The sequence below is a fragment of the Streptomyces sp. NPDC050509 genome (assembly GCF_044457965.1).
Classification (GTDB): domain Bacteria; phylum Actinomycetota; class Actinomycetes; order Streptomycetales; family Streptomycetaceae; genus Streptomyces.
The window spans coordinates 270982-295378 of the sequence record NZ_JBITHL010000005.1 but is presented as its reverse complement, the minus strand read 5'-3'; the positions used below and the strand labels follow the sequence as shown (position 1 = coordinate 295378).

Below are 24397 nucleotides of genomic sequence, written 5' to 3'. Positions count from 1 at the left end.
AACTATAGGACCCCTGCCGTCATCGAACCTCAACTTGGATGGGCTCACTGGTTGTGCGGATCGGTGGGGAGCTGGCCGCGCCGCAGCAGAGCGCGACCAGCGGCCAAGGTGGAATGAATTGCGGGAGCTGTAATGGGGATCGACCCTTCACCTCGGCGGCGGACGATGCTGATGAAGGCGCCCTCGACTTGGCCATCTACCACTGCCCCGTGGACGAGAAATGGCTTGAGTTCTTCAGGTTGAGGCGGAATATGGACAAACACGATGCCCTGCCCCCGCCCGTTCGAGAAATCCTCAATCTCAAGCAAATCAGGGGGAGGGTACAAGTGATTTTCCAGGGCGCTCTGATAGCGCCGCAGTGTGCGCCCGTCGATGGGTACGGGGCATGAGCTATGAATTATTTCACCCGAGGGGACCTTTTTCCCACGCATGCCTACTACTACGATGCCGCCGTGTTCAGCGTTTGCAAACCTTGCTACCGCCTGGGCAATTGCAAGCTTTCCGTGTTGTGTGTCGAGGTCGTAATGGGCACTTTTGACGTCGAGCCATGAGCCTTCTGGTTGACCGATTAGTGCGTCGGATCGCCCCGCGCGAAGCAATTCAATAGTTGTCTCGCGGGTGAGTTGACCGCTCTCTACAGCTTCCAGCAACACGATTGCGTCACTGCCTACCTCGAACAGATCGCGTGCTAGTCGATTACGTAGATCGCATTCGATGTCAATGCGCCATACGTAGGGGGCTGTGTGGTATTCGACGGTCATTTCGATGTCACGCAGTTTCGCCTTCCGTCTGGCTAGGTATGGCGCAAGGATCAAGCGGTAGACCTCGGGAAGCGTTTCTTCGTCGTATTCTTCCGCTCTCGTGACAATGTGAATCTCTACGAGGAGAATCCCCTTTTTGATTGTGATCTGTACTGGGCCCGGGGGTGACCATTCGTCGTCAAACTCGCCCATATCGCCTTCAACGATAAATGCGCCCATTTCGTCTGCTTCGTAAAGATTTGCGGCACTCTGGAGCGCATTCTTGAGGTCGACGGCTTTGAACTGGGCAAGTTCGGACTCATGGAATACGTATCCATCGACGTCCCGGTATCTGCGGCTGGCGCTCTCAAAATGCAGCTCCTCGGATCGCCTGTCGAAGCGGATGGTTCGCGGCAACGTACGACCTCTCATTGGGCGTGCAGCGGCTCTGCGCGACCCGCTCTGGAGCACGCTCTCTAGAGCGGTCGGTTAGGGTCAATTATGAACCTGCGGACATCAGATGAGGCGCAGGGCTGAGATTTGGCTGCCGGGCACATCGACGGCATGGCCCCCGCGGCATGCCTGTCGTATGAGGTGCGTGGCAGGCTAAACAGCGAGATAGACGGCCGCGACGCGGTGCGCGAACGAAACGCCACCACCGCCGGTGGCGTAGGTGCTCGATCCTCGCTCAGTTTCGCCGGCCGCGGCGGTGGCGCCCCCGGCGGTCACATCCTGGGGAACGGTGGCAGATCCGGATGTCGTCTCGCCCTCAGACCGAGCAGCAGCATCCGGTGCAACAGACTCGTTCGTGTGTTCCTCGGTGGCATCGTGCTATCAGTGGCGGCACTGCTCACCGTAGCGGTGCCGCGAGAGCCGTGAAGTGATATCGCATCAGTCCTAGCCCAGTCCGCACACAGTCCGCAGGACACCCGATCAGGACCGTCTCGGCCCATCGCTGACCAACAGCAAAAGACCAGGTCAGCAGCCCATGGAGAAGATCCCCGCAGGTCGCCGACCCGGCCCGTTACTTGGAGACCAAGAAGGCCTGACGCACCGGCCGGGGTGCCCTGCGTCCCCGCAGCTCACCCACACACCGGTCCGCACCCGGTCCGCGGGACCGCCGGCAACGGCGTCCTCGGCGGTCCGGGTGCGGTCGTGTTTCCTGACCCCGTGCCCATCCCGGATGCCGGATCAGGGGATCTCCGCCACCGCCGTGATCTCCACGAGCTGGCCCGTGTAGCCCAGGCACGCCACCCCGAGGAGCGTCGACGCGTGCGGGCCCAGGGTCAGGCCGCCCGCGCGGACCACTTCCCAGACGCGGCTGAGGTCCGCCGGGTCCTGGGTCGCCCCGTACACCGTGGTGGAGACGACGTCGGCGAGGCCGCAGCCGAGGGCCGCCAGCGCGCTCTCCAGGTTGGCGAGGACCTGTTCCGTCTGGGCGACGAAGTCGTCCGGGCCGACCAGTTTGCCGTCGCTGTCGAGCGGGACCGCGCCGGCCAGGAAGGCCAGTCGTCGGTCCGTCTCGACGATCGCCGCGTGGGCGTAGTCCGGCGGCGGGAAGAGGCCGGGCACGGTCATGCGGTGGGCCATCTCAAATCGCTCCTCAAGTCGCCCCTGGGGTGTCCACCTGGGGATACGGCTGAACACCCCGGCCTGCTCAGCGTGATCGACCCTATTCGTACCGCTGAACGGTTTCCTCCGCCCCCCCCCCCCCCCCGGATGCCGGTACGCGGATGCCGGTACGGGGGTCAGGCCGCCGGGGCGTGGAGCAGGGGGCTCTTGTGGCGGGTGAGCCAGCGCCGGTAGTCCACCGCCCGTAGCGCCGCCTCCCGGTACGCCGCCTCCAGGTCCGCGAACACCGCGGCTTCGAGGGCGCGCCCGCCGAGGGCACCGGCGTCGCCGGGCGTGCCGTCCGCGTGCGGGAACCGCGAGAAGAGCAGTAGCCGGACCGCCAGCGGGTCGTCCCGCAGCGGCCGGATCACCATGTCGTCGCGGGGGCCCGAGGTGGGCTGGCAGGGCGCGACCGCCTCGCCGACCGCGATCAGTGAGGCGGCGGTAAGGTAATCGCCCTGGAGGACCCGGGGGTTGAGACCGGCGGCGCCCAGTACCCGGCGCAGTCCGTCCCATTCGCCGTCCACCGACGGATCGACCATCCAGCGGTCCCCGGCGAGATCGGCCAGTTCCACGATCTGGCGGGCCGCCGCCGGATGGTCCCGGGCCATGGAGACGAACTGCGGTTCCCGCTCGACCAGGACGCGCCGGGCGAGCCCCTCGGGGACGGCCAGCGGGCAGCCCTCCACCTCGTGCACGAAGGCCACGTCGAGTTGGCCCGCCGCGAGCATCCGCAGCAGCGCGCTGGGCGAGACGTCCATGTGGAGCGAGATGTCCGTGCCGGGCAGCCGGTGCCGGAGCCTGCGCAGCCAGCCCGCGAGGGCGCGGCTCGCGGTGGAGCCGACGCGCAGCCGGGGCCCGGCGCTGCGGTCGGCCGCCGCGCGCGCCTCGGCGACCAGGGTGGCCATTCCGGAGACGAGCGGCCTGGCCCGGCTCAGGACGGAGTGGCCCAGCGGGGTCGGCCGGCAGCCGGTGCGTTCGCGGGAAAACAGCTCGGCCCCCAACGCGTTCTCTATGCGCCGCAGTTGCGTCGTGAGGGACGGCTGGCTCATCCCCAACTGGCGGGCCGCTTTGTGCAGGCTGCCGGTGTCGGCGATGGCGCACAAGGCGCGCAGGTGTCTCACCTCCAGCTCCATGCCCAGAGAGTAGAGCGGAGGTCTGAGCCGCACCAGATGGTCAAATCGCAGTAATTGGAGCCTGATTCGAAGAAATACCGCCGGGAATCTACGCGGGGTGATGTGTCAACGGGAGGCGCCAGGAGGTGGGGTGGGAGACCCGGCGGGAGACGCCTCGGGTGATGCGCTGGTGTTATCGGCGGCTGACATCATCCGCGTCGGGGCGAACTCATCGAGACTCTGCGGTACCCGAATCCGTTCACCGGACGAGCAGGAAGCAGGAGCCCCCCACATGCGACACCCCAAGTCCGCACTTTCGGCAGCTCTCTCCATCGGTATCGCCTTCGCGACCGCCTTCGCCTTCGCCCCCACCGCGTCGGCGTCCGCCACCGGCACCGAGGCCGCGCCGGCCGCTTCGTACGCCGCGTACGAGGGCTCGAAGGAGGAGGCCGCGAACAACAAGGCGTTCTTCGACGCCGTCGTGAAGTCGGTCGCCGAGAAGCGCGCCGCGAACCCCGGCATCCAGGCCGTCACCGTCGTCTACAACGCCTCGGCCGCGCCGCGCTTCGCGAGCCAGATAGCCGCGAGCACCTCGATCTGGAACAGCGCCGTCTCCAACGTGAAGCTCCAGGCGGGCACCAGCGGCGTCGACTTCACCTACCGCGAGGGCAATGACTCGCGTGGCTCGTACGCGAGCACCAACGGCCACGGGTCCGGCTACATCTTCCTGGACTACGCGCAGAACCAGCAGTACAACTCGACCCGGGTCACCGCCCACGAGACCGGGCACGTCCTCGGCCTCCCCGACCACTACACGGGCCCGTGCAGCGAGCTGATGTCGGGCGGCGGCCCCGGCACGTCCTGCCAGAACGCGCAGCCGAACGCGGCGGAGCGCTCCCGGGTCAACACCCTCTGGGCGAACGGCCTCGCCGCCGCGCTGGCCAAGATCTCCTGACCTCTCCCCCGCACCGCACGCGAAGGGGCGTCCCCGTATCCACCCCCCACGGGACGCCCCTTCCGTGTGCCCGCATGCCCCATGCCCTCCCGGCCCCGGAACTCAACGGGTCAGGACGCCCCCACCAGCGGCCGGTCCGACAGCTCCGTGTTCGTCGGGAGCTGTCGCCTGATCCGGCCGAGCGCCTCCTCGAAGCCGCCCCCGGCGATCCCCGACGCGTACGCCGCCCCGCCGCAGTGCAGGGTCAGGCTCAGCTCCGCGCGGCCGACCGGCCCCTCCTCGCCCCGCTCGCCGAGCGCGAGCAGACAACTCAGCGTGGCCTGTTCGACCGCGCCGTCCGAACTGACGGGCAGCGGGATGTCCCACTCCATGACGCAGGAGGACAGCACCCCGCCCGCTTCGGCTCCCACCGCTTCAAGTACGGCGAAATCCACCCCTTCGTACTCAACTCCCCTGATCTGCGTACGCACTTGCTGCCCACCCGCGGTAAGGGTGATCGCTTCCGCCCCCTGGCGGTCCCGGTACCAACCCGCCCATGAATCCGTCGACTCCGCTGTCATGGCGCGGACTGTAGCGGTAGCAGATCTTCCGCCGCAGCACGGGTCACCGCTTCCTTGCGTAGTTCCTGACGAGTACTCCGTTTTCGATGGCTCACAGGGGCTCCGGGATGATCACGGTGATGGCGGAATCCTTCCCGCGCATCGGCAGCTCCGAGCCGGTGACCAGTGGATATGCTGCGAGGGTCAACTCGCGGATGTTTCCGGCCACATCTTCGGCGTACGGTCGGACGGAGGGCTCAGTGGGCCTGCGGCTCGCGCCACATGGGCCACATGTGCGGTCCGTCCGGCAGGTCGACGGTGGTGCCCGTGAAGTCGAATCCGAGCCGCTCGTAGAGCCGCTTGCTCCGCGCGCTGCTCGCTTCCAGATACGCGGGCACGCCGTCCCGGTCGCACCGCTCCAGCACCGATTCGATCAGTTTGCGGCCCAGTCCCTGGCCCTGATGGTCCGGGGACACGGCTATCATCAGCAGGTATTCGTGCGCGCGGTCGTGCGGGTGGACGGCGCCCGTCAGCCGGCCGACCAGCTCGGTCCGCTCGTTGTCCGGGTCGGAGACCGCTCGCATCCGCGCCGGGGTCTCGTCCTCCTCGGGCAGTCCCGCCTCCTCCTGGAGCCAGAGGGCCATCGCCGTCCCGTCCTCCAGGAGGTCCACCCGGCCCTCGGCCAGGGCGACATCGGCGAACACACCGAAGAAGAGGCCGCTCAGCTTCTGCCGGTTGTCCGCCTCGGGGAACACCCACCGGGTGACCGGGTCGGCCTCGAACGCCTCCTCCAGCAGCCGGATCAGCGTCGGCCGGTCCGCCTCGGTCGCCCGTCTGATCCCGATGGCTCTTGCTCTGTCCCCGCCGTCCGCGCCATCCACCGCGCCCGCGCCATCCACCGTGCTCACGCTGCCCGCGTTGTCCACGCTCACGTTCCGGCCCTCCAGATCCGACGTCAACTTGCCGCCCTGATCTTAGAGTTGGGCCATATGCGCTACGTAAGGGGCCGGAGGCTTTCCGCGACGACAAAGGTCAGCGGGTGCGGCGGGTGACGAACTCCGCGAGCGAGAGCAGGTCGCCCGCCGCCGCGAGGTCGGGCACCGCCCGCGAGAGCTGCTGGACGGCACGGGACATCCGCTCGGCCGCTTCCTGCTGCGCCCAGTCCCGGCCGCCGGCCCGTTCCACGGCGTCGGCGGCGCGCCGTACCCCCTCGGCGTCCAGCGGGCCCCGGTACAGCTCGGCCAGCTCCTCGGCGGCCGGGGTGCCGGAGGCCAGCGCCGCGACGACCGGCAGCGACTTCTTGTGGGCGGCCAGATCGGCGCCGGCCGGTTTGCCCGTACGGTCCGGGTCGCCCCAGATGCCGATCAGGTCGTCGATGAGCTGGAAGGCGAGCCCCGCCTCCCGGCCGAAGGCGTCCACGGCCTCGGCCTGCTCGGGGCCCGCGCCCGCGTAGAGCGCGCCCAGCGCGCACGAAGCACCCAGCAGGGCACCGGTCTTGGCGGTCGCCATGGCGACACACTCGTCGAGCGAGACCTCGTGCGGATCGCGGGACTCGAAGGCGCAGTCCGCCTGCTGGCCCGCGCACAGCTCGATCACACAGGACGTGAGCCGCACCGAGGCGGCGGCCGACGCCGGGTGCGGATCCTCCGCGAGGAGCCGCAGCGCGAGGGCGAGCATGGCGTCGCCCGTGACAATGGCGTCCGGCGCCCCGAAGACCGTCCAGGCGGTGGCGCGGTGGCGCCGTACGGGGTCCTCGTCGATCACGTCGTCGTGGAGGAGCGTGAAGTTGTGGGCCAGCTCGACGGCGACGGCCGCCCGTACGGCCGGGCGCGGGTCCCCGCCGAGCGAGCGGGCGGCGGCGAGGACGAGCGCGGGCCTGATCGCCTTGCCGGTCTGCCCCGTACCCCCCTGCACCGGGATCCCGTCGGCGCCCGCCCAGCCGAAGTGGTACAGCGCGACCCCGCGCATGGCGGCGGGCAACGACTCGACGGCGGAGCGCAGTTCGGGATCGACCGCGGTGCGGGTGCGCTCCAGGAGCCCCACGGCCTCATGGCCCTCGGTGGCGGCACCGCTGCTGGTCATGGTCACGGGTCAACTTCCTCTTGACGGCTTCACGGCACTACTGCATGGCGTGCGGCCATGGCGCTCACTTCGGTCACGTCCACGCGGCTGTACGAGGTACGGGCCCGGGCGGGGCGACGGTCGGCCCGCCCGGGCCCGTACCTCACGTCACACGTCGTACGTCACCTCAGTGCCAGCGGCCGACTTCCACGTTCTCCAGCACACCGAGCGCGTCCGGCACGAGGACGGCCGCCGAGTAGTACGCCGTGACCAGGTACGAGATGATCGCCTGCTCGTCGATGCCCATGAAGCGGACCGACATGCTCGGCTCGATCTCGTCCGGGATGCCGCTCTGCTGAAGGCCGACGACCCCCTGCTCGGTCTCGCCCGTACGCATGCAGATGATCGAGGTCGTCCTGGCATCCGAGACGGGGATCTTGTTGCACGGGAAGATCGGCACTCCGCGCCAGGCGGGCACATGCGTGCCCGCGACCTCCACGCTGTCCGGGTAGAGCCCGCGCTTGTTGCACTCACGGCCGAAGGCCGCGATGGCCCGCGGGTGCGCGAGGAACAGCTTCGAGCCACGGCGGCGCGACAGGAGCTCGTCCATGTCGTCCGGGCTGGGCCCGCCGTCGTGCGGCTGGAGCCGCTGGCCGTAGTCGCAGTTGTTGAGCAGACCGAACTCGCGGTTGTTGATCAGCTCGTGCTCCTGGCGCTCCCTGAGCGCCTCGACCGTGAGCCGCAACTGCTGCTCGGTCTGGTTCATCGGCTGGTTGTAGAGGTCGGCGACCCGGCTGTGGACCTTCAGCACGGTCTGCGCGACGCTCAGCTCGTACTCGCGCGGCGCCCCCTCGTAGTCCACGAACGTGTGCGGTACGACCGCTTCGCCGACATGGCCGGCGGACAGCTCGATGGCGGCCTCGCCGTACTTGTTGGTCCGCTGTTCCGGTACGGAGTTCAGCGCCTCCAGGTGGAGGCGCAGGGAGCTCTCGCGCTCCGCGAGGTTCCGCACCTCCCGCCTGCTCAGCACCAGCACCGTGCACGCCGTCGCCGCGCGTGCGGTGTAGGCCCAGGTGGCCTCCCCGTCCACCAGGGCCTGGTCGCCGAAGTACGCGCCGTCGGCGAGCACTTCGAGCACCGTCTCGTCACCGTAGGGACCCGTGCCGGTCTTTTCCACGCGGCCGTGCGCCAGCAGAAAGACCTCGTCCGCCACGTCACCGGAGGCCGCCAGCACCTGTCCGGCGTCGAACTGCCGCTGCTCGCAGCGGCGCGCCAGCTCGGCCAGCACCCCCTCGTCGCCGTACTCCCGCAGCGCGGGCAGCTCGCCCAGCTCGGCGGGGATGACCGCGACGCGGTCGCCCGTCTGGACGAACGTCACCCGCCCGTCGCCGACCGCGTAGCTGAGCCGGCGGTTCACCCGGTAGGTGCCGCCCTGCACCTGGACCCACGGCAGCATCCGCAGCAGCCACCGCGAGGTGATCTCCTGCATCTGCGGTGCCGACTTGGTGGTGGTCGCCAGGTTCCGGGCGGCATCCGTCCCCAGACTCTGCTGGGGCGGCGGCTCCACCGCGCGGACCTCGTCACCAACCGAAACCGACATGAAGTCTTCCTCTCAAAACTTTCGATCATGTACGACCTGCGAGAAGAATGGTTCCATCACGTGGCGTGCAGGCGCCATTACACAAACGAGTGGGACTGAACAGCGCGATACGGGGCACAACACGCGGAAGTTCATCCCGACGGCGCACGCCGGGGGCCGCACGGCTTCCCGGAAACGGCCCCCGGCCGACAATGGGAACGTGACCCCGCCCGGATCCCCCGACCTCGCCGCCCTGCGCCCGCGGCTCCCCTCGCCGCTCCACCCCGCCGAGGACGAGCGCTTCACGCGCCGGGGCGTGCGGCTGCTCCTCAAGCGCGACGACCTGATCCACCCCGAGCTGGCGGGCAACAAATGGCGCAAGCTGGCGCCCAACCTGCGGGCCGCCGCCGACTCGGGCCGGCGCACGCTGGTGACCTTCGGCGGCGCGTACTCCAACCACCTCCGCGCGACCGCCGCCGCCGGGCGTCTCCTCGGGTTCGCCACCGTCGGTGTCGTACGGGGCGAGGAGCTGGCGGACCGGCCCCTCAACCCGTCGCTCGCCCGGTGCGCCGCCGACGGGATGCGGCTGCTCTTCGTCGAACGCGCCGAGTACCGCCGCAAGGCGGAGCCCGCCGTCGTCGCCGCGCTGCTGGCACGGGCGGGACTGGACCCCGGCCACGCGTACGTCGTACCGGAGGGCGGCAGCAACGCGCTCGCCGCGCGCGGCTGCGCCGAGCTGGGCCGGGAGCTGCGCGGCGCGGCCGACGCCGTCGCGGTCGCCTGCGGCACCGGCGGCACGCTCGCGGGGCTCGCCGCCGGGCTGGGCGCGGGACAGACGGCGCTCGGCTTCCCGGTGCTCAGGGGCGGCTTCCTGGACGGGGAGATACGGGGGCTCCAGCGCGCCGCGTTCACGGGGCCGGCCGGCGACTGGCGTCTCGACGACCGCTTCCACTTCGGCGGCTTCGCCCGTACCCCTCCCGAGCTGGACGCCTTCGCGCGGGACTTCGAGGACCGGCACGGGTTCGCCGTGGAACGTCTCTATGTCGCCAAAATGCTGTACGGGGTCACCACGCTGGCCGCGGAGGGCGCCTTCCCGCCGGGCACGGCGGTCGCGGCCGTCATCACCGGCAGCCCCGAACCCTCCGCGCCGTAGCCCCGTAGAGCCATGGAACCGTAGCCCCGTAGCCCCGTGGAGCCGTGGAGCCGTGGAGCCGCGAGGCAGGTCCGCCCCGCTCAGTCCGAGCCGTCCTCCCGGTACGCCGCCGCCTCCTCCAGGTCCAGCCGGCGCAGCAGTGTCCGCAGCATCTCGTCGTCGATCCGCCGCCGGTCGCGCAGTTCCACGAAGACGGTGCGCTCCGCCTCGATCATCTCCGTGGACAGCCGCCGGTAGGTGTCGTCCGCCGACTCCCCGGTGATCTCGTTGACGGCGCCGAGCCGCTCCCACACCGCGTTGCGGCGGCGCTCCAGCACCGTACGGAGCCGGTCGGCGAGCGGCTGCGGCAGGGCGTTGCGCTCGTCGGCCAGCAGTTCGTCCAGCCGCTGTTCCGCCGCCGCTGACGCCTCGCTCTGCGCCTGTGCCTCCGCGAGCGTCTCGGCCTGCCGGTCGCGGCCCGGCACCTTCAGCAGCCGGATGAGCGGCGGCAGGGTGAGCCCCTGTACGACGAGGGTGCCGATGACCGTCGCGAAGGTCAGGAACAGCACGAGGTTGCGCCCCGGGAACGGTGTGCCGTCGTGTGCCGTCAGCGGGATCGAGAAGGCGATGGCCAGCGACACCACACCGCGCATCCCCGCCCAGCCGACGATCAGCGGCGCGGTCCAGGTCGTGTCGGGCTCGCGCTCCCTGATCCGGGGGAAGAGCAGGCGCGGCAGGAAGGTCGCCGGGTAGACCCAGACGAACCGGACGACGACCACGGCCACGAAGACCCACAGGGCGTAGAACACGGCTTCGGCGACCCCGTACTCCCCGAGCCCTCCGAGGACGAAGGGCAACTGGAGCCCGATGAGCGCGAAGACCGCCGACTCCAGTACGAAGGCGACCATCTTCCACACCGCGGCCTCCTGGAGCCGCGTCGCGAAGTCCACCTGCCAGGAGCGGTGGCCGAGATAGAGCGCCACCACCACGACGGCCAGCACACCGGACGCGCCGACCTGTTCGGCAGCCGCGTAGGCCACGAAGGGGATGAGCAGCGAGAGTGTGTTCTGGAGCAGCGCCTCCTTGAGGTGGGTGCGCAGCCAGTGCAGTGGGACCATCAGGACGAGTCCGACACCGACACCGCCGAGCGAGGCGAGCGCGAACTCCCCCACCCCGCCCGCCCAGCTCGCGCCGGCGCCGACCGCCGCGGCCAGCGCCACCTTGAAGGCGGTGATGGCGGTCGCGTCGTTGAGCAGCGACTCACCCTGAAGGATGGTGGTGATCCGGCTCGGGAGCCCCAGTTTGCGGGCGATGGCGGTGGCCGCCACGGCGTCGGGCGGCGCGACGATCGCGCCCAGAACGAGCGCCGTGGTCGGTGGCAGGCCGGGGACGAGGAGGTGCGTGAGCCAGCCCACCGCGAGGGTCGCGAAGAGGACGTACCCGACCGAGAGCAGTGCCACGGGCCGGATGTTGGCCCGCAGATCGAGGTACGAGCTGTCCACGGCGGCGGTGTAGAGCAGGGGCGGCAGGATCAGCGGGAGCACGATGTGCGGGTCGAGTGTGTAGTCCGGCACACCGGGCACGTACGCGGCGCCCAGTCCGGCCGCCACCAGCAGCAGGGGCGCGGCGACCGGTGTCCTGCGGGCGGCCCCTGCGATCGCCGCGCTGGCCGCCACCAGTGCGATCAGCGGCAGTACATCCATCCCGGTTCCGTCTTTCCATCGTGTGCGTACGTCCGTGTGTGTACGTCCGCGTGTGTGTACGTCCGTGTGCGTGCGGTGTGCGCGCTTCGTCTGTGCGCGCGTTCGTCCGTGTGCGCGTTCGTCCCTGTGCGCGCGGAGGTCGTAATCTCGCCATCATGAGCCAGTGCAGCCACATTGCGGAACTTCCCCGCCCCGAGCCCGCCCCGAGGGGTGACACCTGCGCCGAGTGTCTGGCCGCCGGCAGCCATCCCGTACAACTGCGGCTCTGTCTGGAGTGCGGGAACGTCGGGTGCTGTGATTCGTCGCCGTACCAGCACGCGACACTCCATTTCCGGCAGACGGGCCACGCCGTGATGCGAAGCTTCGAGCCGGGGGAGAGCTGGCGCTGGTGCTTCGTGGACGGTTCGATCGTCTGACGACTGGGTACGTCAACCCTCCGCCGGTTGTTCTGAATTGGATGCCGCAGACCCCTAGCCACTTTCCGTGGTCATATGCTTACCATGAGTGACGGTATCGGATAGGGGTCCCGGCGACACGGCACCATGGATCGCGATAGCGTCGCCACCCAGACCGGCTACGTAATGACACGTACCAGCAAGGCTCCGCGACATGTCCTGTCCGGAGCCCTGAAGAGCTTGTGCCACCTTGGAGGTGAGGGTGTCCCAGATCGCAGGCGAGCCCGGGACCCAGGACTTCGTGGAAGTCCGGCTGCCCGCTGCGGGTGCCTACCTGTCCGTGCTGCGTACGGCCACGGCCGGCCTCGCGGCGCGCTTGGACTTCACCCTCGACGAGATCGAGGACCTCCGCATCGCGGTGGACGAAGCCTGCGCGATCCTGCTCCAGCAGGCCGTACCGGGCTCCGTTCTCAGTTGTGTCTTCCGCCTTGTCGAGGACTCGCTCGAAGTGACCGTCTCGGCCCCCACCACCGACGGACGCGCCCCCGAGCGCGACACGTTCGCGTGGACGGTGCTCTCCGCACTGGCCGGCAAGGTCGAGTCGACGGTCGCCGAGGACCGTACGGTCACCATCAGCCTCTACAAACAGCGCGGCGCGGGACCCGGGCCGGCGTGAGGAACGGGGACGGTCCGGTGCGTGACGAGGGGCGCATCCCACCAGAGCCGCGGGGAGGGCACGAGGCTCCGGCGGAGCCGGTGCTCGCCCCCGCGGGGATCCCCGAGCAGCAGGCCCGTCCCCATCCGGAGGACGGACGTGAGGGCCAGACGGCCGCGGCGGAACAGGCGCGGACAGAGCGGGCGCAGGCAGAGCGGGCGGCCTTGATGAGCGAGCAGCACAGCGAGCAGGAGAGCGCGCCGCGGGGCGAACCGCGGAGCGAGCGGCCGAGTGAGCCGCGCGGCGAGTCGCGCGGTGAGCGGCGGCACCACGACCCACATGACCGCAGCGGCGCGCGGGCGATGTTCATCGAGCTGCGCGAACTGCCGGACGGCTCGCCCCAGAAGGCGGCCCTGCGCAATCAACTCGTCCGGATGCACCTGCCCCTGGTCGAGCATCTCGCGCGGCGGTTCCGCAACCGCGGCGAGCCGCTGGACGACCTCACGCAGGTCGCGACCATCGGGCTGATCAAGTCGGTGGACCGCTTCGACCCGGAGCGCGGTGTCGAGTTCTCGACGTACGCGACTCCGACGGTCGTCGGGGAGATCAAGCGGCACTTCCGGGACAAGGGCTGGGCGGTACGGGTGCCGCGCCGCCTCCAGGAGCTGCGGCTGGCCCTGACGACCGCGACGGCCGAGCTGTCGCAGCAGCACGGCAGATCGCCGACGGTGCACGAGCTGGCGGAGCGGCTCGGCATCTCGGAGGAGGAGGTCCTGGAGGGCCTGGAGTCCGCCAACGCGTACTCCACGCTGTCGCTGGACGTCCCGGACACGGACGACGAGTCCCCCGCGGTGGCGGACACGCTGGGCGCCGAGGACGAGGCGCTGGAGGGCGTCGAGTACCGGGAGTCCCTCAAGCCGCTGCTGGAGGATCTGCCGCCCCGGGAGAAGCGGATTCTGTTGCTCCGGTTCTTCGGCAACATGACGCAGTCGCAGATCGCCCAGGAGGTCGGCATCTCGCAGATGCATGTCTCGCGACTGCTGGCCCGCACGCTGGCGCAGTTGCGCGAGCGGCTGCTCGTCGAGGAGTGATCGAGGAGTAGCGGTACGGACAGGTCCCGCAGCCGTGCGGACGCGGGACCTGAGCTGATCCGCCCGTCCGCCCGTCCACGCGTCGCTACGCGTCTCCGGCCGGGCTCCCGATCCCCAGGGCCTCGGTGGTCGTCGGATTGACGAGCAGGACGAGCCCCGCCACGGCCACGGCCGCCAGCGCGATCCCGGCCGGGATCCCGGAGCCGATCGAGGTCAGCAGCGTGTAGGCGACCGGCAGCGCGAGGATGTGCGTGATCAGCGCGGGCCCCCTGCTCCAGCTACGGCGCAGCAGCAGCCCCCGGGCGGCGAGCAGCGGGATCACTCCGAGTGCGACCAGGGTCACCCCGCCCATCTCGGCCTGCTGCGGGGAGTCGGGGCGTCCGAGCACCCCCATCACCAGCAGATATCCGCCGCCGGCGATCAGCGCCAGGGCCTCCAGAGCACTGACGGCCGCGGCTGCGGTCAGCCGGGCGGGGCGCGGGATCGGCTCGGGGTCGGGCTGCGTCGCTGTACTCACCCTTGCAGGGTATCGGCCCCCGGCTCCGGGCCCGGAGCCCCGCCCGTCCCGCTCGGGGTCCCGCTCGGGGAAGACCGTCCCGTAATGCCCGAGGACGACCCGTCGTCCCTCGGCCGGTAATCTGCTGGGCATGCGCGCACTCCTCGTGGTCAACCCGGCAGCAACCACCACCAGTGCCCGCACGCGTGACGTACTGATCCACGCGCTGGCCAGCGAGATGAAGCTGGAGGCGGTGACGACGGAGTACCGCGGGCACGCCCGTGACCTGGGCCGGCGGGCCGCCGACTCCGAGGACATCGAGCTGGTCGTGGCCCTGGGCGGGGACGGCACGGTCAACGAGGTCGTGAACGGTCTGCTGCACAACGGCCCGGACCCCGAGCGGCTGCCGCGGCTCGCGGTCGTCCCCGGCGGCTCGACCAATGTCTTCGCCCGCGCGCTCGGGCTGCCCAACGACGCGGTGGAGGCGACCGGCGCGATTCTTCAGGCGCTGGACGAGAAGAGCGAACGTACGGTCGGTCTGGGACTGGCGGCCGGAACGCCGGGCTCGGAGGACGAGGCCGCGCCGTCCCGCTGGTTCACCTTCAACGCGGGGTTCGGATTCGACGCGGGAGTCGTCGGCCGGGTCGAACAGCACCGGGAACGCGGAAAGCGTTCGACGCACGCGCTCTATGTGCGACAGGTGATACGCCAGTTCCTTGAGGAACCTCACCGCCGCCATGGAATGATCACCTTGGAACGGCCCGGTGAGGATCCGGTCGAAGATCTCGTCCTGTCGATAATCTGCAACACCGCTCCCTACACCTACCTGGGGAATCGGCCGCTGTACTCGTCCCCCACGGCGTCCTTCGACTCGGCGCTCGATGTCCTCGGGCTGTCCCGGATGTCGACCTCGGCGGCGGCCGTATATGGGACGCAACTGCTCACTTCGACCCCGGACAAGGGCCCCCACGGACGCCATGCGGTGTCCCTGCACGACCTGACCGACTTCACCTTGCATTCCAAGGCGCCCCTGCCCTTCCAGATGGACGGCGACCATCTCGGAGTGCGTACGAGCGTGACGTTCACAGGCGTTCGCCGTGCACTGCGTGTGATTGTGTGAGTGGAAGGGGTCAAACTCCTTTCACTCGAACGTTTAGGCTGGCATCCACCCCATGGAAGTACGGCTGTGACCTAGTCGACACCGAGGAATCAAAAAAAACTTTCCAGAAGGGGTTGTATCCGCCGCCGAGGTTTGCGAATCTCTACATGGCGCTCGGGACGGCCCGCAACACCGGCCTCCCTGAGAACCAGAACCCCTCCTCGATGCAAGGACCCCGCCGGTTCCGCTGGCGGTCGACCCTTCCCTTGTCGAGGGATTCGTGAAAGCGTTCACATTCACAAGCAACCTGCACGTAATACCAAGAGAGGTAGCAGCCATGGACTGGCGTCACAACGCCGTTTGCCGCGAGGAAGACCCCGAGCTGTTCTTCCCCATCGGCAACACCGGTCCTGCGCTGCTGCAGATCGAGGAAGCCAAGGCCGTCTGCCGTCGCTGCCCCGTCATGGAGCAGTGCCTGCAGTGGGCGCTCGAGTCCGGCCAGGACTCCGGCGTCTGGGGTGGACTCAGCGAGGACGAGCGCCGCGCGATGAAGCGTCGCGCCGCTCGTAACCGGGCGCGTAACGCGACCGCCTGAACCACCCTTGTAACAGCCTCAGCCGGCGGAGCGTACAGCGTGTACGCATAGCCCCGCCCCCGAACCGCAGCGCGCAGTACCCCCCGATGCGCATCGCACAGTGAGCTTCGAACCGAGCCCCGGACCGTAGAACGGTCCGGGGCTCGATGCTGTCACCGGGGTACGCGCCTCCGCCGACGCGGCGATGCGGCTACATGCCGATGCGGCGACGCGGCTACTTCTGCGGCTCCACCGGAATGTCCAGCAGAACGCGTGTGCCACGGACCGGCGCTGGCACCATGTCGAACGTGCCGCCCAACTCGCCCTCCACCAGCGTCCGTACGATCTGGAGCCCGAGATTCCCGGCCCGCTGCGGATCGAACCCCTCGGGCAACCCGCGCCCGTCGTCCTGGACGGTGATCATCAGCCGGGTGTCCGAGGTGCCGGAGGTGCCCGTACGCCGCCGCTCCTTGGCCGGCGAGTCCCCGCTGCGGACCGCGGAGACGTCCACCCGACCCTCCTCCCCCGGCTCGAAGGCGTGCTCCAGCGCGTTCTGGAGGATTTCGGTGAGCACCATGGAGAGCGGGGTGGCCACCTCGGCGTCCAGGATGCCGAAACGTCCCGTACGCCGGCAGAGAATCTTGCCGGGCGAGATCTCGGCCACCATCGCCAGAACGCGGTCGGCGATCTCGTCGAACTCGACCCGCTCGTCCAGGTTCTGAGACAGCGTCTCATGGACGATCGCGATGGAACCGACGCGCCGCACGGCCTCGTTGAGCGCTTCCCTGCCCCGTACGGAGTCCATCCGCCGGGCCTGGAGGCGCAGCAGCGCCGCGACCGTCTGGAGGTTGTTCTTCACCCGGTGGTGGATCTCCCGGATGGTGGCGTCCTTGGTGATCAACTCGCGCTCGCGGCGGCGGAGTTCCGTCACGTCGCGCAGGAGCACCAGGGAGCCGATCCGGATGCCCTTGGGCTTGAGCGGGATGGTGCGGAGCTGGATGACCCCGCCGTTGCCCTCGACCTCGGTCTCCCGGGGCGCGTAACCGCTGGCCAGTTTGACCATGGCCTCGTCCACCGGGCCACGGGCGGGCGCGAGGTGGTCGGTGGCCTGGCCGAGGTGCTGTCCCACCAGGTCGGAAGCGAGTCCCAGCCGGTGATACGCGGAGAGTGCGTTGGGGCTGGCGTACTGGACGATCCCGTCGGCGTCGAGCCGGATCAGCCCGTCCCCGACGCGCGGTGAGGCGTCCATGTCGACCTGCTGGCCGGGGAAGGGGAAGGACCCGGCGGCGATCATCTGCGCGAGGTCGGAGGCGGACTGGAGATAGCTCAGCTCCAGCCGGCTCGGGGTGCGCACGGTGAGGAGGTTGGTGTTGCGGGCGATGACCCCGAGGACACGGCCCTCACGCCGTACGGGGATGGACTCGACCCGTACGGGCACCTCCTCACGCCACTCGGGGTCGCCCTCGCGGACGATCCGCCCCTCGTCCAGGGCGGCGTCCAGCAGGGGCCGGCGCCCACGGGGCACGAGGTGGCCGACCATGTCGTCCTGGTAGGAGGTGGGCCCGGTGTTGGGCCGCATCTGGGCCACGGAGACATAGCGGGTGCCGTCCCGGGTGGGGACCCAGAGGACGAGGTCGGCGAAGGAGAGGTCGGAGAGCAGTTGCCACTCCGAGACCAGCAGATGCAGCCACTCCAGGTCGGATTCACCGAGGGCTGTGTGCTGGCGTACGAGATCGTTCATGGAGGGCACACGTGCGAGCGTACCCGTGGCACAGAAACCTCAGAAACCTCGGACGGCCCGTGGTCTGTACCGGAGGGTAGGGGCGGATTAGGCTCACCGTACGCACCGTGGGCATGGACACCCCCGAATGGTCTAGTCCACAATGGGTGCAACAGACTTCCGTCCTCCCCGCACAGGAGGGCGGAACGAGGTGCCGGCGCTCTCTGCCCTGACTGCGGCGGAACCTCTCCCCACGGCCGCCGGGACCGCACACCTGTCGGCCGTAGCAACTCCGGGCTGCGGTGCCGTACGGGTTGAGGGTCCCGTCGCGGCGCCGCGGCCCGCGGGTGTGTCCTGGGCCCGGTCACGCCCGCCCCTCAGCTCGACTCGGGGGTCTTGGCCATCGTCCGGGGAGCGTCCGGGTCGTAACCGCGGGCGAGGGCGATCTCGTAGGCCAGAAGGTGGAGCGGCAGGATCTCCAGGATCGGCTGTAGCTCCTCCCCCACCCCCTCCACCGGCAGGACGAAGCCCGCCGAGGCCCGCCCGGTCTCCGCCGCCGGGCCCACCACGCAGAGGTCGGCGCCCCGGCCGCGCAGCCGGTCCAGGACCGGGCGCAGCGCCTCGCCGCCCTTGCCCTCGGGGACGACGGCGATCACCGGCGAGCGGTTGTCGATCATCGCGAGCGGGCCGTGCAGCAGGTCGGCGCCGGAGAACGCGAGCGCGGGGAGATAGCTGGTCTCCATGAGCTTCAGGGCCGCCTCCCTGGCCGTGGGGTAGCCGTACCCCCGCGAGATCACCACCATCCGCCCGGCGAAGCGGTAGCGGGTGGCGAGCGTCCGCACCTCCGCGCCGCGGGCGAGGACACCGTCCGCGAGATCCGGCACGACGGACGCGGCCTCGGTGCCGTCGTCGCCGCCGAGCCCCTCGGCGAAGAGGTACAGCGCGAGCAGGGAGGCGGTGTACGACTTGGTGGCGGGCAGCGCCAGTTCCGCGCCGGCCAGGACGTCGATATGGAACTCGGCGACGGCGGCGAGCGCCGAGTCGGGGTTGTTCGTCACGGCGAGCGTGATGGCGCCCGCCTCCCGCGCGGCCCAGGTCGCGGCCACCAGGTCCGGCGAGCCGCCCCACTGGCTGACGCTGATGAAGAGCACGCCGGTCAGATCGGGGCGCGCGCCGTACGCCGTCATGGTGGACATGGAGGTGAGCCCGCAGGGCAGCCCGCGCCGGATCTCCAGCAGGTACTTCGCGTACAGCGCCGCGTGGTCGGACGTGCCGCGCGCCGTGAGCAGGACGAAGCGCGGCTTCCGTGCCGCGATGGCGTCCGCCACCTCACGGATCGGGGCCGCCCCGTCGCTGAGGAGCCGCCGCAGCACCCAGGGCTGTTCCAGCACCTCGGTGAACATGATCCGGCCCGGGTGCTCGCTCGGCCCGGCGGGAAACGCGGCAGACATGCTGGGTGCCCTCCAAGTCGCTCACGCCCCCGCCCACCCATCGAACACGCCCGGTGGAGCCCCCGCCACCGGGCTCGACGGCTCCGTCCTCCTTCCCCTTCCCCGATCGAAGAACCGATCAGGGCCCCTCTGCTAGAATTGGTCTATACCACAAGAGACTCTCACCCATCAGATCGGCAGGGCCCAGCGTGGAAGTGGTCATCGTCCAGGACGCCGCCGCGGGCGGCGCGCTCATCGCCGACAGCATCGCCGCACTGCTGCGCCGTAAGCCCGACGCCCTGCTCGGCGTGGCCACCGGCTCCACCCCCCTGCCGATCTACCAGGCCCTGGCGGCCCAGGTCAGGGCGGGCACCGTGGACGCCTCGGGCGCCCGGATAGCCCAGCTCGACGAGTACGTGGGGCTCCCGCAGGGCCACCCCGAGTCGTACCGCTCCGTCGTCCTGCGCGAGGTCGTCGAACCGCTCGGCCTGGACCCGAGCGCCTTCCTCGGCCCCGACGGCAGCGCCGAGGACATCCAGGCCGCGTGCGAGGCCTACGACCGGGCACTGACCGAGGCGGGCGGGGTCGACCTCCAGCTCCTCGGCATCGGCACGGACGGCCACATCGGCTTCAACGAACCCTGCTCGTCCCTCGCCTCCCGTACCCGGATCAAGACCCTGACCCGCCGGACCCGCGAGGACAACGCCCGCTTCTTCACCAGCCCGGACGAGGTCCCGCACCACGTGATCACCCAGGGCATCGGCACCATCCTGGAAGCCCGCCACCTGGTCCTCCTCGCCACGGGCGAGGGCAAGGCGGACGCGGTGGCCCAGGCGGTCGAAGGCCCGGTCGCCGCCCTCGTACCCGCGTCCGCGCTCCAGCTCCATCCGCACGCGACGGTGGTCGTGGACGAGGCGGCGGCCTCACGCCTGAAGCTGGCCGACTACTTCCGCGCGACGTTCGCGTCCAAGCCGGAGTGGCAGGGCATCTGACAGATTCGCCCCGCTCAGGCCTGGATGGCCCCATAGATCTCCGTTGACAACCCTGCGCGACGGTACTTAACTCTGCGAAGTTGTGTACTTCCTGTGACGCTTGGGGTGGGGATCCATGGGTGGGGCGTGGGGAAATCGTGATGGCCGGGAGAAGAGACGCAGGCGCGGTCCGCCGTACGCGGGGGGCCTGGTGTGCGGGCTCGCCGTCGTCCTGGCGGCGGGACTTGTCCCGCTGAGCGCTCTGCCCGCCGCCGCACGACCGTTACCCGCGTCCGTCGGCTCCACGTCGGCCGGCTCTACGTCCGTCGGTTCCACGTCCGCCGACTCCACATCGGTCGCCGGCGCGCGTCAGGAGCCGGGCGAGGCCGCCGCTGAGGCCACCACCGACGGCGCGCTCGCCGAGGCGAAACGTTCAGGTCGGCCTGTCGAGATCGCCTCCCTCCGCAGTGAGCACAGCGATGTGTTCGCCACCCCCGAGGGCGCGTTGGAGGCGCGCGAGTACCTGCGTCCCGTACGGGCCCGCGTCGACGGCGCGTGGCAGCCCGTCGACACCGAACTGGCCAAGGCCTCTGACGGAACGGTCGCCCCGAAGGTGTCCACCGTGGGCATCCGGTTCTCCTCCGGGGGCGCCGAGCCGCTCGTACGGATGGACAAGGCGGGGCGCGAGGTCGCGCTCTCCTGGCCCGGGCCCCTGCCGGCGCCGGAGCTGAACGGCTCCATCGCCACGTACCGCGACGTACTTCCCGGGGTCGATCTGCGGATGGGCGCGCAGGAGGACGGCTTCACCCAACTCCTCGTCGTGAAGACGGCCGAGGCCGCGGCGAGCGAGAAGCTGGCCGCGTTGCGCCTCGGCCTCGCCGCGGAGGGCGTGGACGTACGCGAGACGGCCGAGGGCGGCCTGGAAGCGGTCGACCAGGGCGCGCAGGGCGCGGTGTTCGAGGCGCCGAAGCCGATGATGTGGGACTCCAGCGCCCCGGCCGGCGACGGTACGGGATCGGCCCGCCGGCGGGCGGCCGTCGAGAGCGGCGAGGGCGAAGGCGCGGCGCGCGAACCCGGCGCGAGCGAGTCGGGCAAGCTGGCGGCCGTGGAGGTGGCCGTGCCCGCGGCGGGCGACGCCCTCGTACTGACCCCGGACGCGGAGGTGCTGTCGGGCGCGGACACGGTGTACCCGGTGTTCATCGACCCGCAGTGGTACTCGCCGAGGGCGTCGGCCTGGACGATGGCGTCGGAGTACTGGGCGTCGTCCCCGCAGTGGAAGTTCAACGGCGAGTCGACGGCCGGTATGGGCTTCTGCAATTGGTCCTATTGCCAGCCGAACGACACCAAGCGGCTCTTCTACCGCATCCCCACCTCGAAGTTCGCCGGGAAGACGGTCCTGTCGGCCGAGTTCGTGGTGCGCAACACCTGGTCGGCGTCGTGTGATGCGCGCAGCGTGGAGCTGTGGCGTACGAAGGACATCTCCTCCTCGACGACGTGGAACGCGCAGAAGGCCTCCGGCTTCTGGATCAAGGAGCTGCGGTCCAGCTCGTTCGCCTACGGCTACGACGGCTGTTCGGCGAAGGACGCGGAGTTCGACGTGAAGTCGGCCGTGCAGGAGGCCGCGAACGGCAAGTGGTCCACGATGACGTTCGGGCTGCGCGCGGGCAGCGAGTCGGACGCGTACGGCTGGAAGCGCTTCTCGGACAAGGCGTATCTGCGGGTGAAGTACAACCGTCCGCCCCCGCAGATCAAGATGTCGCAGCTCACGATGGAGTACGGCGGGACCTGCAAGAAGCCGGCGAACGCGGCCAGGGTGCGCACCCTGGGCAAGGTCCAGGCGAGCAAGGTGACCGATCCGGACGGCGACAACGTCTCCGTGCAGTTCCAGGCGTCCTGGGACACGGGGGACGGCAAGGGGACGGTGGCCCGCTGGAGCCCCGCCCGCACCACGGCGAAGCCGTCGGGGTCGGGCTTCTCGATCGCCCTGCCGTCGTCGGTACCGAAGAACAAGCAGGTGGCCTGGTACGTGAGGTCGTACGACGGGGCGCAGTACTCCCCCTGGTCGACCGCCGGGGACCCGACGGGCTGCTATTTCACGTACGACACGAGTGTGCCCAGGGCTCCGGCGATCGCCTCCGGGGAGTATCCGGCCTCGGACCCGGAGGATCCCGACGACCCGTGGTCGGACGGGGTCGGCAAGTACGGCGCGTTCGAACTGAAGGCCGCCGACAGTGACGTGGTCAGGTACTGGTTCGGGGTCGACACCGACCCGTCCTCGAAGAACGCGCTGGCCACCACGGGCGGCGCGGCGAAGACCACCCAGGTGCTTCCGTCCGAGCCGGGGCTGAACTTCGTCACCGCCCAGGCCTTCGACGCCGCCGGCAACGGCAGTGAGATCCGCACCTACCAGTACCGGGTCAAGGCCGGCCAGCCCGAGCGGGCCGCCTGGAACCTCGACGATCCGGCCGGCGCCACGTCGGCCGAGGGAACGGCCGGCTCCCGCGTCGCCGACCTGCGCGGCGGCGCCGCACCGGGCGTGGCGGGCGCGATCGGCACGGCGGTCTCCTTCGACGGGGTCGACGACTACGCGCAGACGGACATCCCCACGGTGGCCACCGAGAGCGGCTTCTCCGCGGCGGCCTGGGTGAAGCTGTCCAGAGCGCCGGAGGCCGCGGCGATCATCGCCACGCAGCCGGGCAACCACAGCCCCGGCTTCGAGTTGTACTACTCCAAGTCCTACGACCGCTGGGTGTTCAACCAGTACCTCTCCGACACCGCGGATTCCAACGCGGTGCGCGCCATGTCGGCGGCGCCGGGCGACGCCAAGGCCGGGGTGTGGACGCATCTCGCCGGTACGTACAGCCAGACCGACGGCGAGCTGAAGCTGTACGTCCAGGGCAAGCTGGTCGGCACGACCCCGTACACGACGCCGTGGGACGCGCGCCGCGGACTCCAGATCGGCGCGGGCTCGTACAGCGGGAAGGCCGCGTCGTTCTTCCCCGGGACCATCGACGACGTACGGATCTACGACAAGCCGCTCACGGCCACCGAGGTCACCCGCCTGCACAACAAGCAGCCCATCGGAACGGGCCGCCCCGCCCGCGCGGTCTTCCCCCTCGACGAACCGGCCGACGCGACCCGCGTCACCGGCCGCGCCGACATCCACCCGGCGGTCCTCAAAGGCGGCGCCACCCCGGGCCGCGCCGGGATGAACGGCAAGGCCCTGACGCTCGACGGAAAGGACGACTACGCCACCGCCGCGGCGCCGCACGTCAACAACCGGCGCAGCTTCACGGTCTCGGCATGGGCGAAGCCCTCCAAGACCAAGCCCGACCACGCGGCGATCATCGCGACGCAGGCCGGGGACCACAAATCCGGCTTCGAGCTCTACTACTCCAACGCCTACGACCGGTGGGTCTTCAACCAGTACATCTCCGACACCCCCGACTCCAACGCCATCCGCGCCATGCAGGCCGAGGGCAGAACCGCGTACGGCGGCGAATGGACCCACCTGGTGGGCGTCCACGACACCGTCGCCAACCAGCTCACCCTGTACGTCAACGGCGTCGAGGCGGGCCGGGCGGCCGTCTCCCAGACCTGGTACGCGGGCGGCCCGGTACAGATCGGCGCCGGCTCCTACGAGGGCAAGCCCGACTCGTACTTCCCCGGCCAGATCGACGAGGTGAAGATCTTCGACCGCCCGGTCTCGGCGGACGAGGTGCGGCAGTTGTTCAAGCAGAGCCCGGTGGTCAAGGGCCGCTGGACGTTTGAACAGAGGAGTGGGAACAGCAGCCCGGACGCATCCGAGGAAGGAAACGATCTGGCTCTCGGCGCCGGTGCGCAGATCGGGTCCGGCTGGGTGGACGGCGGGCTGGTCCTGGACGGCGTCGACGACTACGCGACCACTGCTGCCGTACCGGTGGACACCGGCGCCAGTTTCACCGTCAGCGCCTGGGCGCAGGCAGCGGCGCTGCCGAAGTCCGGAGTGACGTTGCTCAGCGTGCCAGGGGCGCAGAAGAACGCCTTCTCCCTCCGCTACATGCCGAGCGCCACACCGGATACGGATGCCGGTCGATGGCGGATCGCCATGGCCGACCAGGACAGTTCTTCGGCAGCATCCACCGAGGTGGAGAACGGACAGTTCTACGGCCCCACGGACTGGACGCACTTGGCGGTGGTCTACGACGGATTCACCAAGGAGCTGCGGCTCTTCGTGAACGGCGAGCTGGAAGAGATCGCCTGCGCGGACGAGGACGAGAACGGAGAGGCCGACGGCACCTGCGCCGACAGGGCTTCCTGGGCCGAGGACGTGCTGTCGTTCAAAGCGACCCAGCCTCTCCACATGGGCCGGATCAAGAGTGGCTCCACCTGGGGACAGTTCTGGCCCGGAGTTCTCTCCGACGTATGGGCGTTCCAGGGCACGTTGACGGATCCGCAGATCAGCCAGCTCTCCGTCGGCGCTCCCGGGATGGCTACGGAAGTACCCGCCGACTGACCGGTGGAGCGGGCATGGAGGGCACAGCCATCCATG

Annotated in this window: 20 protein-coding genes; 9 read left to right on the top strand and 11 right to left on the bottom strand. The window is 69.9% G+C overall.

The window, feature by feature from the left end:
* Nucleotides 1-44 precede the first annotated feature (44 nt).
* The 3 genes from ACIBJC_RS16815 to ACIBJC_RS16805 form a co-directional block, all read right to left on the bottom strand.
* Nucleotides 45-1157, bottom strand: a complete 1113-nt coding sequence (locus ACIBJC_RS16815) for an ATP-binding protein (RefSeq protein WP_399292676.1) — start codon at nt 1155-1157, stop codon at nt 45-47.
* Between the two features lie 774 nt (nt 1158-1931).
* Complete coding sequence (locus tag ACIBJC_RS16810) at nt 1932-2330, bottom strand: RidA family protein (RefSeq protein ID WP_399292674.1); 399 nt, start codon at nt 2328-2330, stop codon at nt 1932-1934.
* A 158-nt stretch (nt 2331-2488) separates the two neighbouring features.
* Nucleotides 2489-3487 carry a LysR family transcriptional regulator gene (locus ACIBJC_RS16805; protein WP_399292672.1) on the bottom strand — a complete coding sequence of 333 codons (999 nt, stop codon included), beginning with the start codon at nt 3485-3487 and terminating at the stop codon, nt 2489-2491.
* A gap of 271 nt (nt 3488-3758) precedes the next feature.
* Between ACIBJC_RS16805 and snpA the strand changes: the two genes are divergently transcribed.
* Complete coding sequence (snpA, locus tag ACIBJC_RS16800) at nt 3759-4421, top strand: snapalysin (protein ID WP_399292670.1); 663 nt, start codon at nt 3759-3761, stop codon at nt 4419-4421.
* 110 nt (nt 4422-4531) lie between these two features.
* Here the strand turns inward: snpA and ACIBJC_RS16795 are convergent, their stop codons facing one another.
* The 4 genes from ACIBJC_RS16795 to ACIBJC_RS16780 all read right to left on the bottom strand — a co-directional run bounded on the left by ACIBJC_RS16795 (nt 4532) and on the right by ACIBJC_RS16780 (nt 8621).
* Nucleotides 4532-4981, bottom strand: a complete 450-nt coding sequence (locus ACIBJC_RS16795) for a DUF6304 family protein (RefSeq protein ID WP_329829337.1) — start codon at nt 4979-4981, stop codon at nt 4532-4534.
* Between the two features lie 236 nt (nt 4982-5217).
* The gene (locus tag ACIBJC_RS16790) at nt 5218-5805 is read right to left on the bottom strand and encodes a GNAT family N-acetyltransferase (RefSeq protein WP_399293191.1); all 588 of its coding nucleotides are present in this window, start codon (nt 5803-5805) and stop codon (nt 5218-5220) included.
* A gap of 187 nt (nt 5806-5992) precedes the next feature.
* Complete coding sequence (locus ACIBJC_RS16785; RefSeq protein ID WP_399293189.1) at nt 5993-7042, bottom strand: family 2 encapsulin nanocompartment cargo protein polyprenyl transferase; 1050 nt, start codon at nt 7040-7042, stop codon at nt 5993-5995.
* Between the two features lie 166 nt (nt 7043-7208).
* Nucleotides 7209-8621, bottom strand: coding sequence for a family 2B encapsulin nanocompartment shell protein (locus ACIBJC_RS16780; RefSeq protein WP_399292667.1), 1413 nt, complete (start codon nt 8619-8621; stop codon nt 7209-7211).
* Nucleotides 8622-8820: 199 nt separating this feature from the next.
* Between ACIBJC_RS16780 and ACIBJC_RS16775 the strand changes: the two genes are divergently transcribed.
* Entirely contained in the window at nt 8821-9753 is a 933-nt protein-coding gene (locus ACIBJC_RS16775; protein ID WP_399292665.1) for a 1-aminocyclopropane-1-carboxylate deaminase/D-cysteine desulfhydrase, read from the top strand.
* An 80-nt stretch (nt 9754-9833) separates the two neighbouring features.
* Here ACIBJC_RS16775 and ACIBJC_RS16770 read toward each other — a convergent pair whose 3' ends face one another.
* Nucleotides 9834-11435 carry a Na+/H+ antiporter gene (locus ACIBJC_RS16770; protein WP_399292663.1) on the bottom strand — a complete coding sequence of 534 codons (1602 nt, stop codon included), beginning with the start codon at nt 11433-11435 and terminating at the stop codon, nt 9834-9836.
* Between the two features lie 155 nt (nt 11436-11590).
* Between ACIBJC_RS16770 and ACIBJC_RS16765 the strand changes: the two genes are divergently transcribed.
* The 3 genes from ACIBJC_RS16765 (at nt 11591) to ACIBJC_RS16755 (ending at nt 13576) form a co-directional block, all read left to right on the top strand.
* Nucleotides 11591-11851: a UBP-type zinc finger domain-containing protein gene (locus ACIBJC_RS16765; RefSeq protein WP_399292662.1), complete on the top strand. Its 261-nt coding sequence runs from the start codon at nt 11591-11593 to the stop codon at nt 11849-11851.
* A 241-nt stretch (nt 11852-12092) separates the two neighbouring features.
* On the top strand, nt 12093-12506 hold the full coding sequence (locus ACIBJC_RS16760; protein ID WP_329829332.1) for an anti-sigma regulatory factor: 414 nt from the start codon (nt 12093-12095) through the stop codon (nt 12504-12506).
* Entirely contained in the window at nt 12503-13576 is a 1074-nt protein-coding gene (locus ACIBJC_RS16755; protein WP_399292659.1) for a SigB/SigF/SigG family RNA polymerase sigma factor, read from the top strand. Before ACIBJC_RS16760 ends, ACIBJC_RS16755 begins: the two co-directional genes overlap by 4 nt.
* A gap of 85 nt (nt 13577-13661) precedes the next feature.
* Here the strand turns inward: ACIBJC_RS16755 and ACIBJC_RS16750 are convergent, their stop codons facing one another.
* The gene (locus tag ACIBJC_RS16750; protein ID WP_399292657.1) at nt 13662-14093 is read right to left on the bottom strand and encodes a hypothetical protein; all 432 of its coding nucleotides are present in this window, start codon (nt 14091-14093) and stop codon (nt 13662-13664) included.
* Between the two features lie 130 nt (nt 14094-14223).
* Between ACIBJC_RS16750 and ACIBJC_RS16745 the strand changes: the two genes are divergently transcribed.
* Nucleotides 14224-15192, top strand: a complete 969-nt coding sequence (locus ACIBJC_RS16745; protein WP_399292655.1) for a diacylglycerol/lipid kinase family protein — start codon at nt 14224-14226, stop codon at nt 15190-15192.
* Between the two features lie 316 nt (nt 15193-15508).
* The gene (locus tag ACIBJC_RS16740; protein ID WP_004937597.1) at nt 15509-15766 is read left to right on the top strand and encodes a WhiB family transcriptional regulator; all 258 of its coding nucleotides are present in this window, start codon (nt 15509-15511) and stop codon (nt 15764-15766) included.
* A gap of 214 nt (nt 15767-15980) precedes the next feature.
* On the opposite strand, the gene ACIBJC_RS16735 is transcribed toward ACIBJC_RS16740, so the two are convergent.
* Nucleotides 15981-17486, bottom strand: a complete 1506-nt coding sequence (locus ACIBJC_RS16735) for a histidine kinase N-terminal domain-containing protein (RefSeq protein ID WP_399293187.1) — start codon at nt 17484-17486, stop codon at nt 15981-15983.
* Between the two features lie 356 nt (nt 17487-17842).
* Nucleotides 17843-18916 carry an SIS domain-containing protein gene (locus tag ACIBJC_RS16730; protein ID WP_399292653.1) on the bottom strand — a complete coding sequence of 358 codons (1074 nt, stop codon included), beginning with the start codon at nt 18914-18916 and terminating at the stop codon, nt 17843-17845.
* Between the two features lie 188 nt (nt 18917-19104).
* Between ACIBJC_RS16730 and nagB the strand changes: the two genes are divergently transcribed.
* Both nagB and ACIBJC_RS16720 read left to right on the top strand, forming a co-directional pair.
* Entirely contained in the window at nt 19105-19887 is a 783-nt protein-coding gene (nagB, locus tag ACIBJC_RS16725) for a glucosamine-6-phosphate deaminase (RefSeq protein WP_399292651.1), read from the top strand.
* A 115-nt stretch (nt 19888-20002) separates the two neighbouring features.
* A complete protein-coding gene (locus ACIBJC_RS16720) occupies nt 20003-24361 on the top strand; it encodes a LamG-like jellyroll fold domain-containing protein (protein ID WP_399292649.1) in 4359 nt (1452 codons plus the stop codon).
* Nucleotides 24362-24397 lie beyond the last annotated feature (36 nt).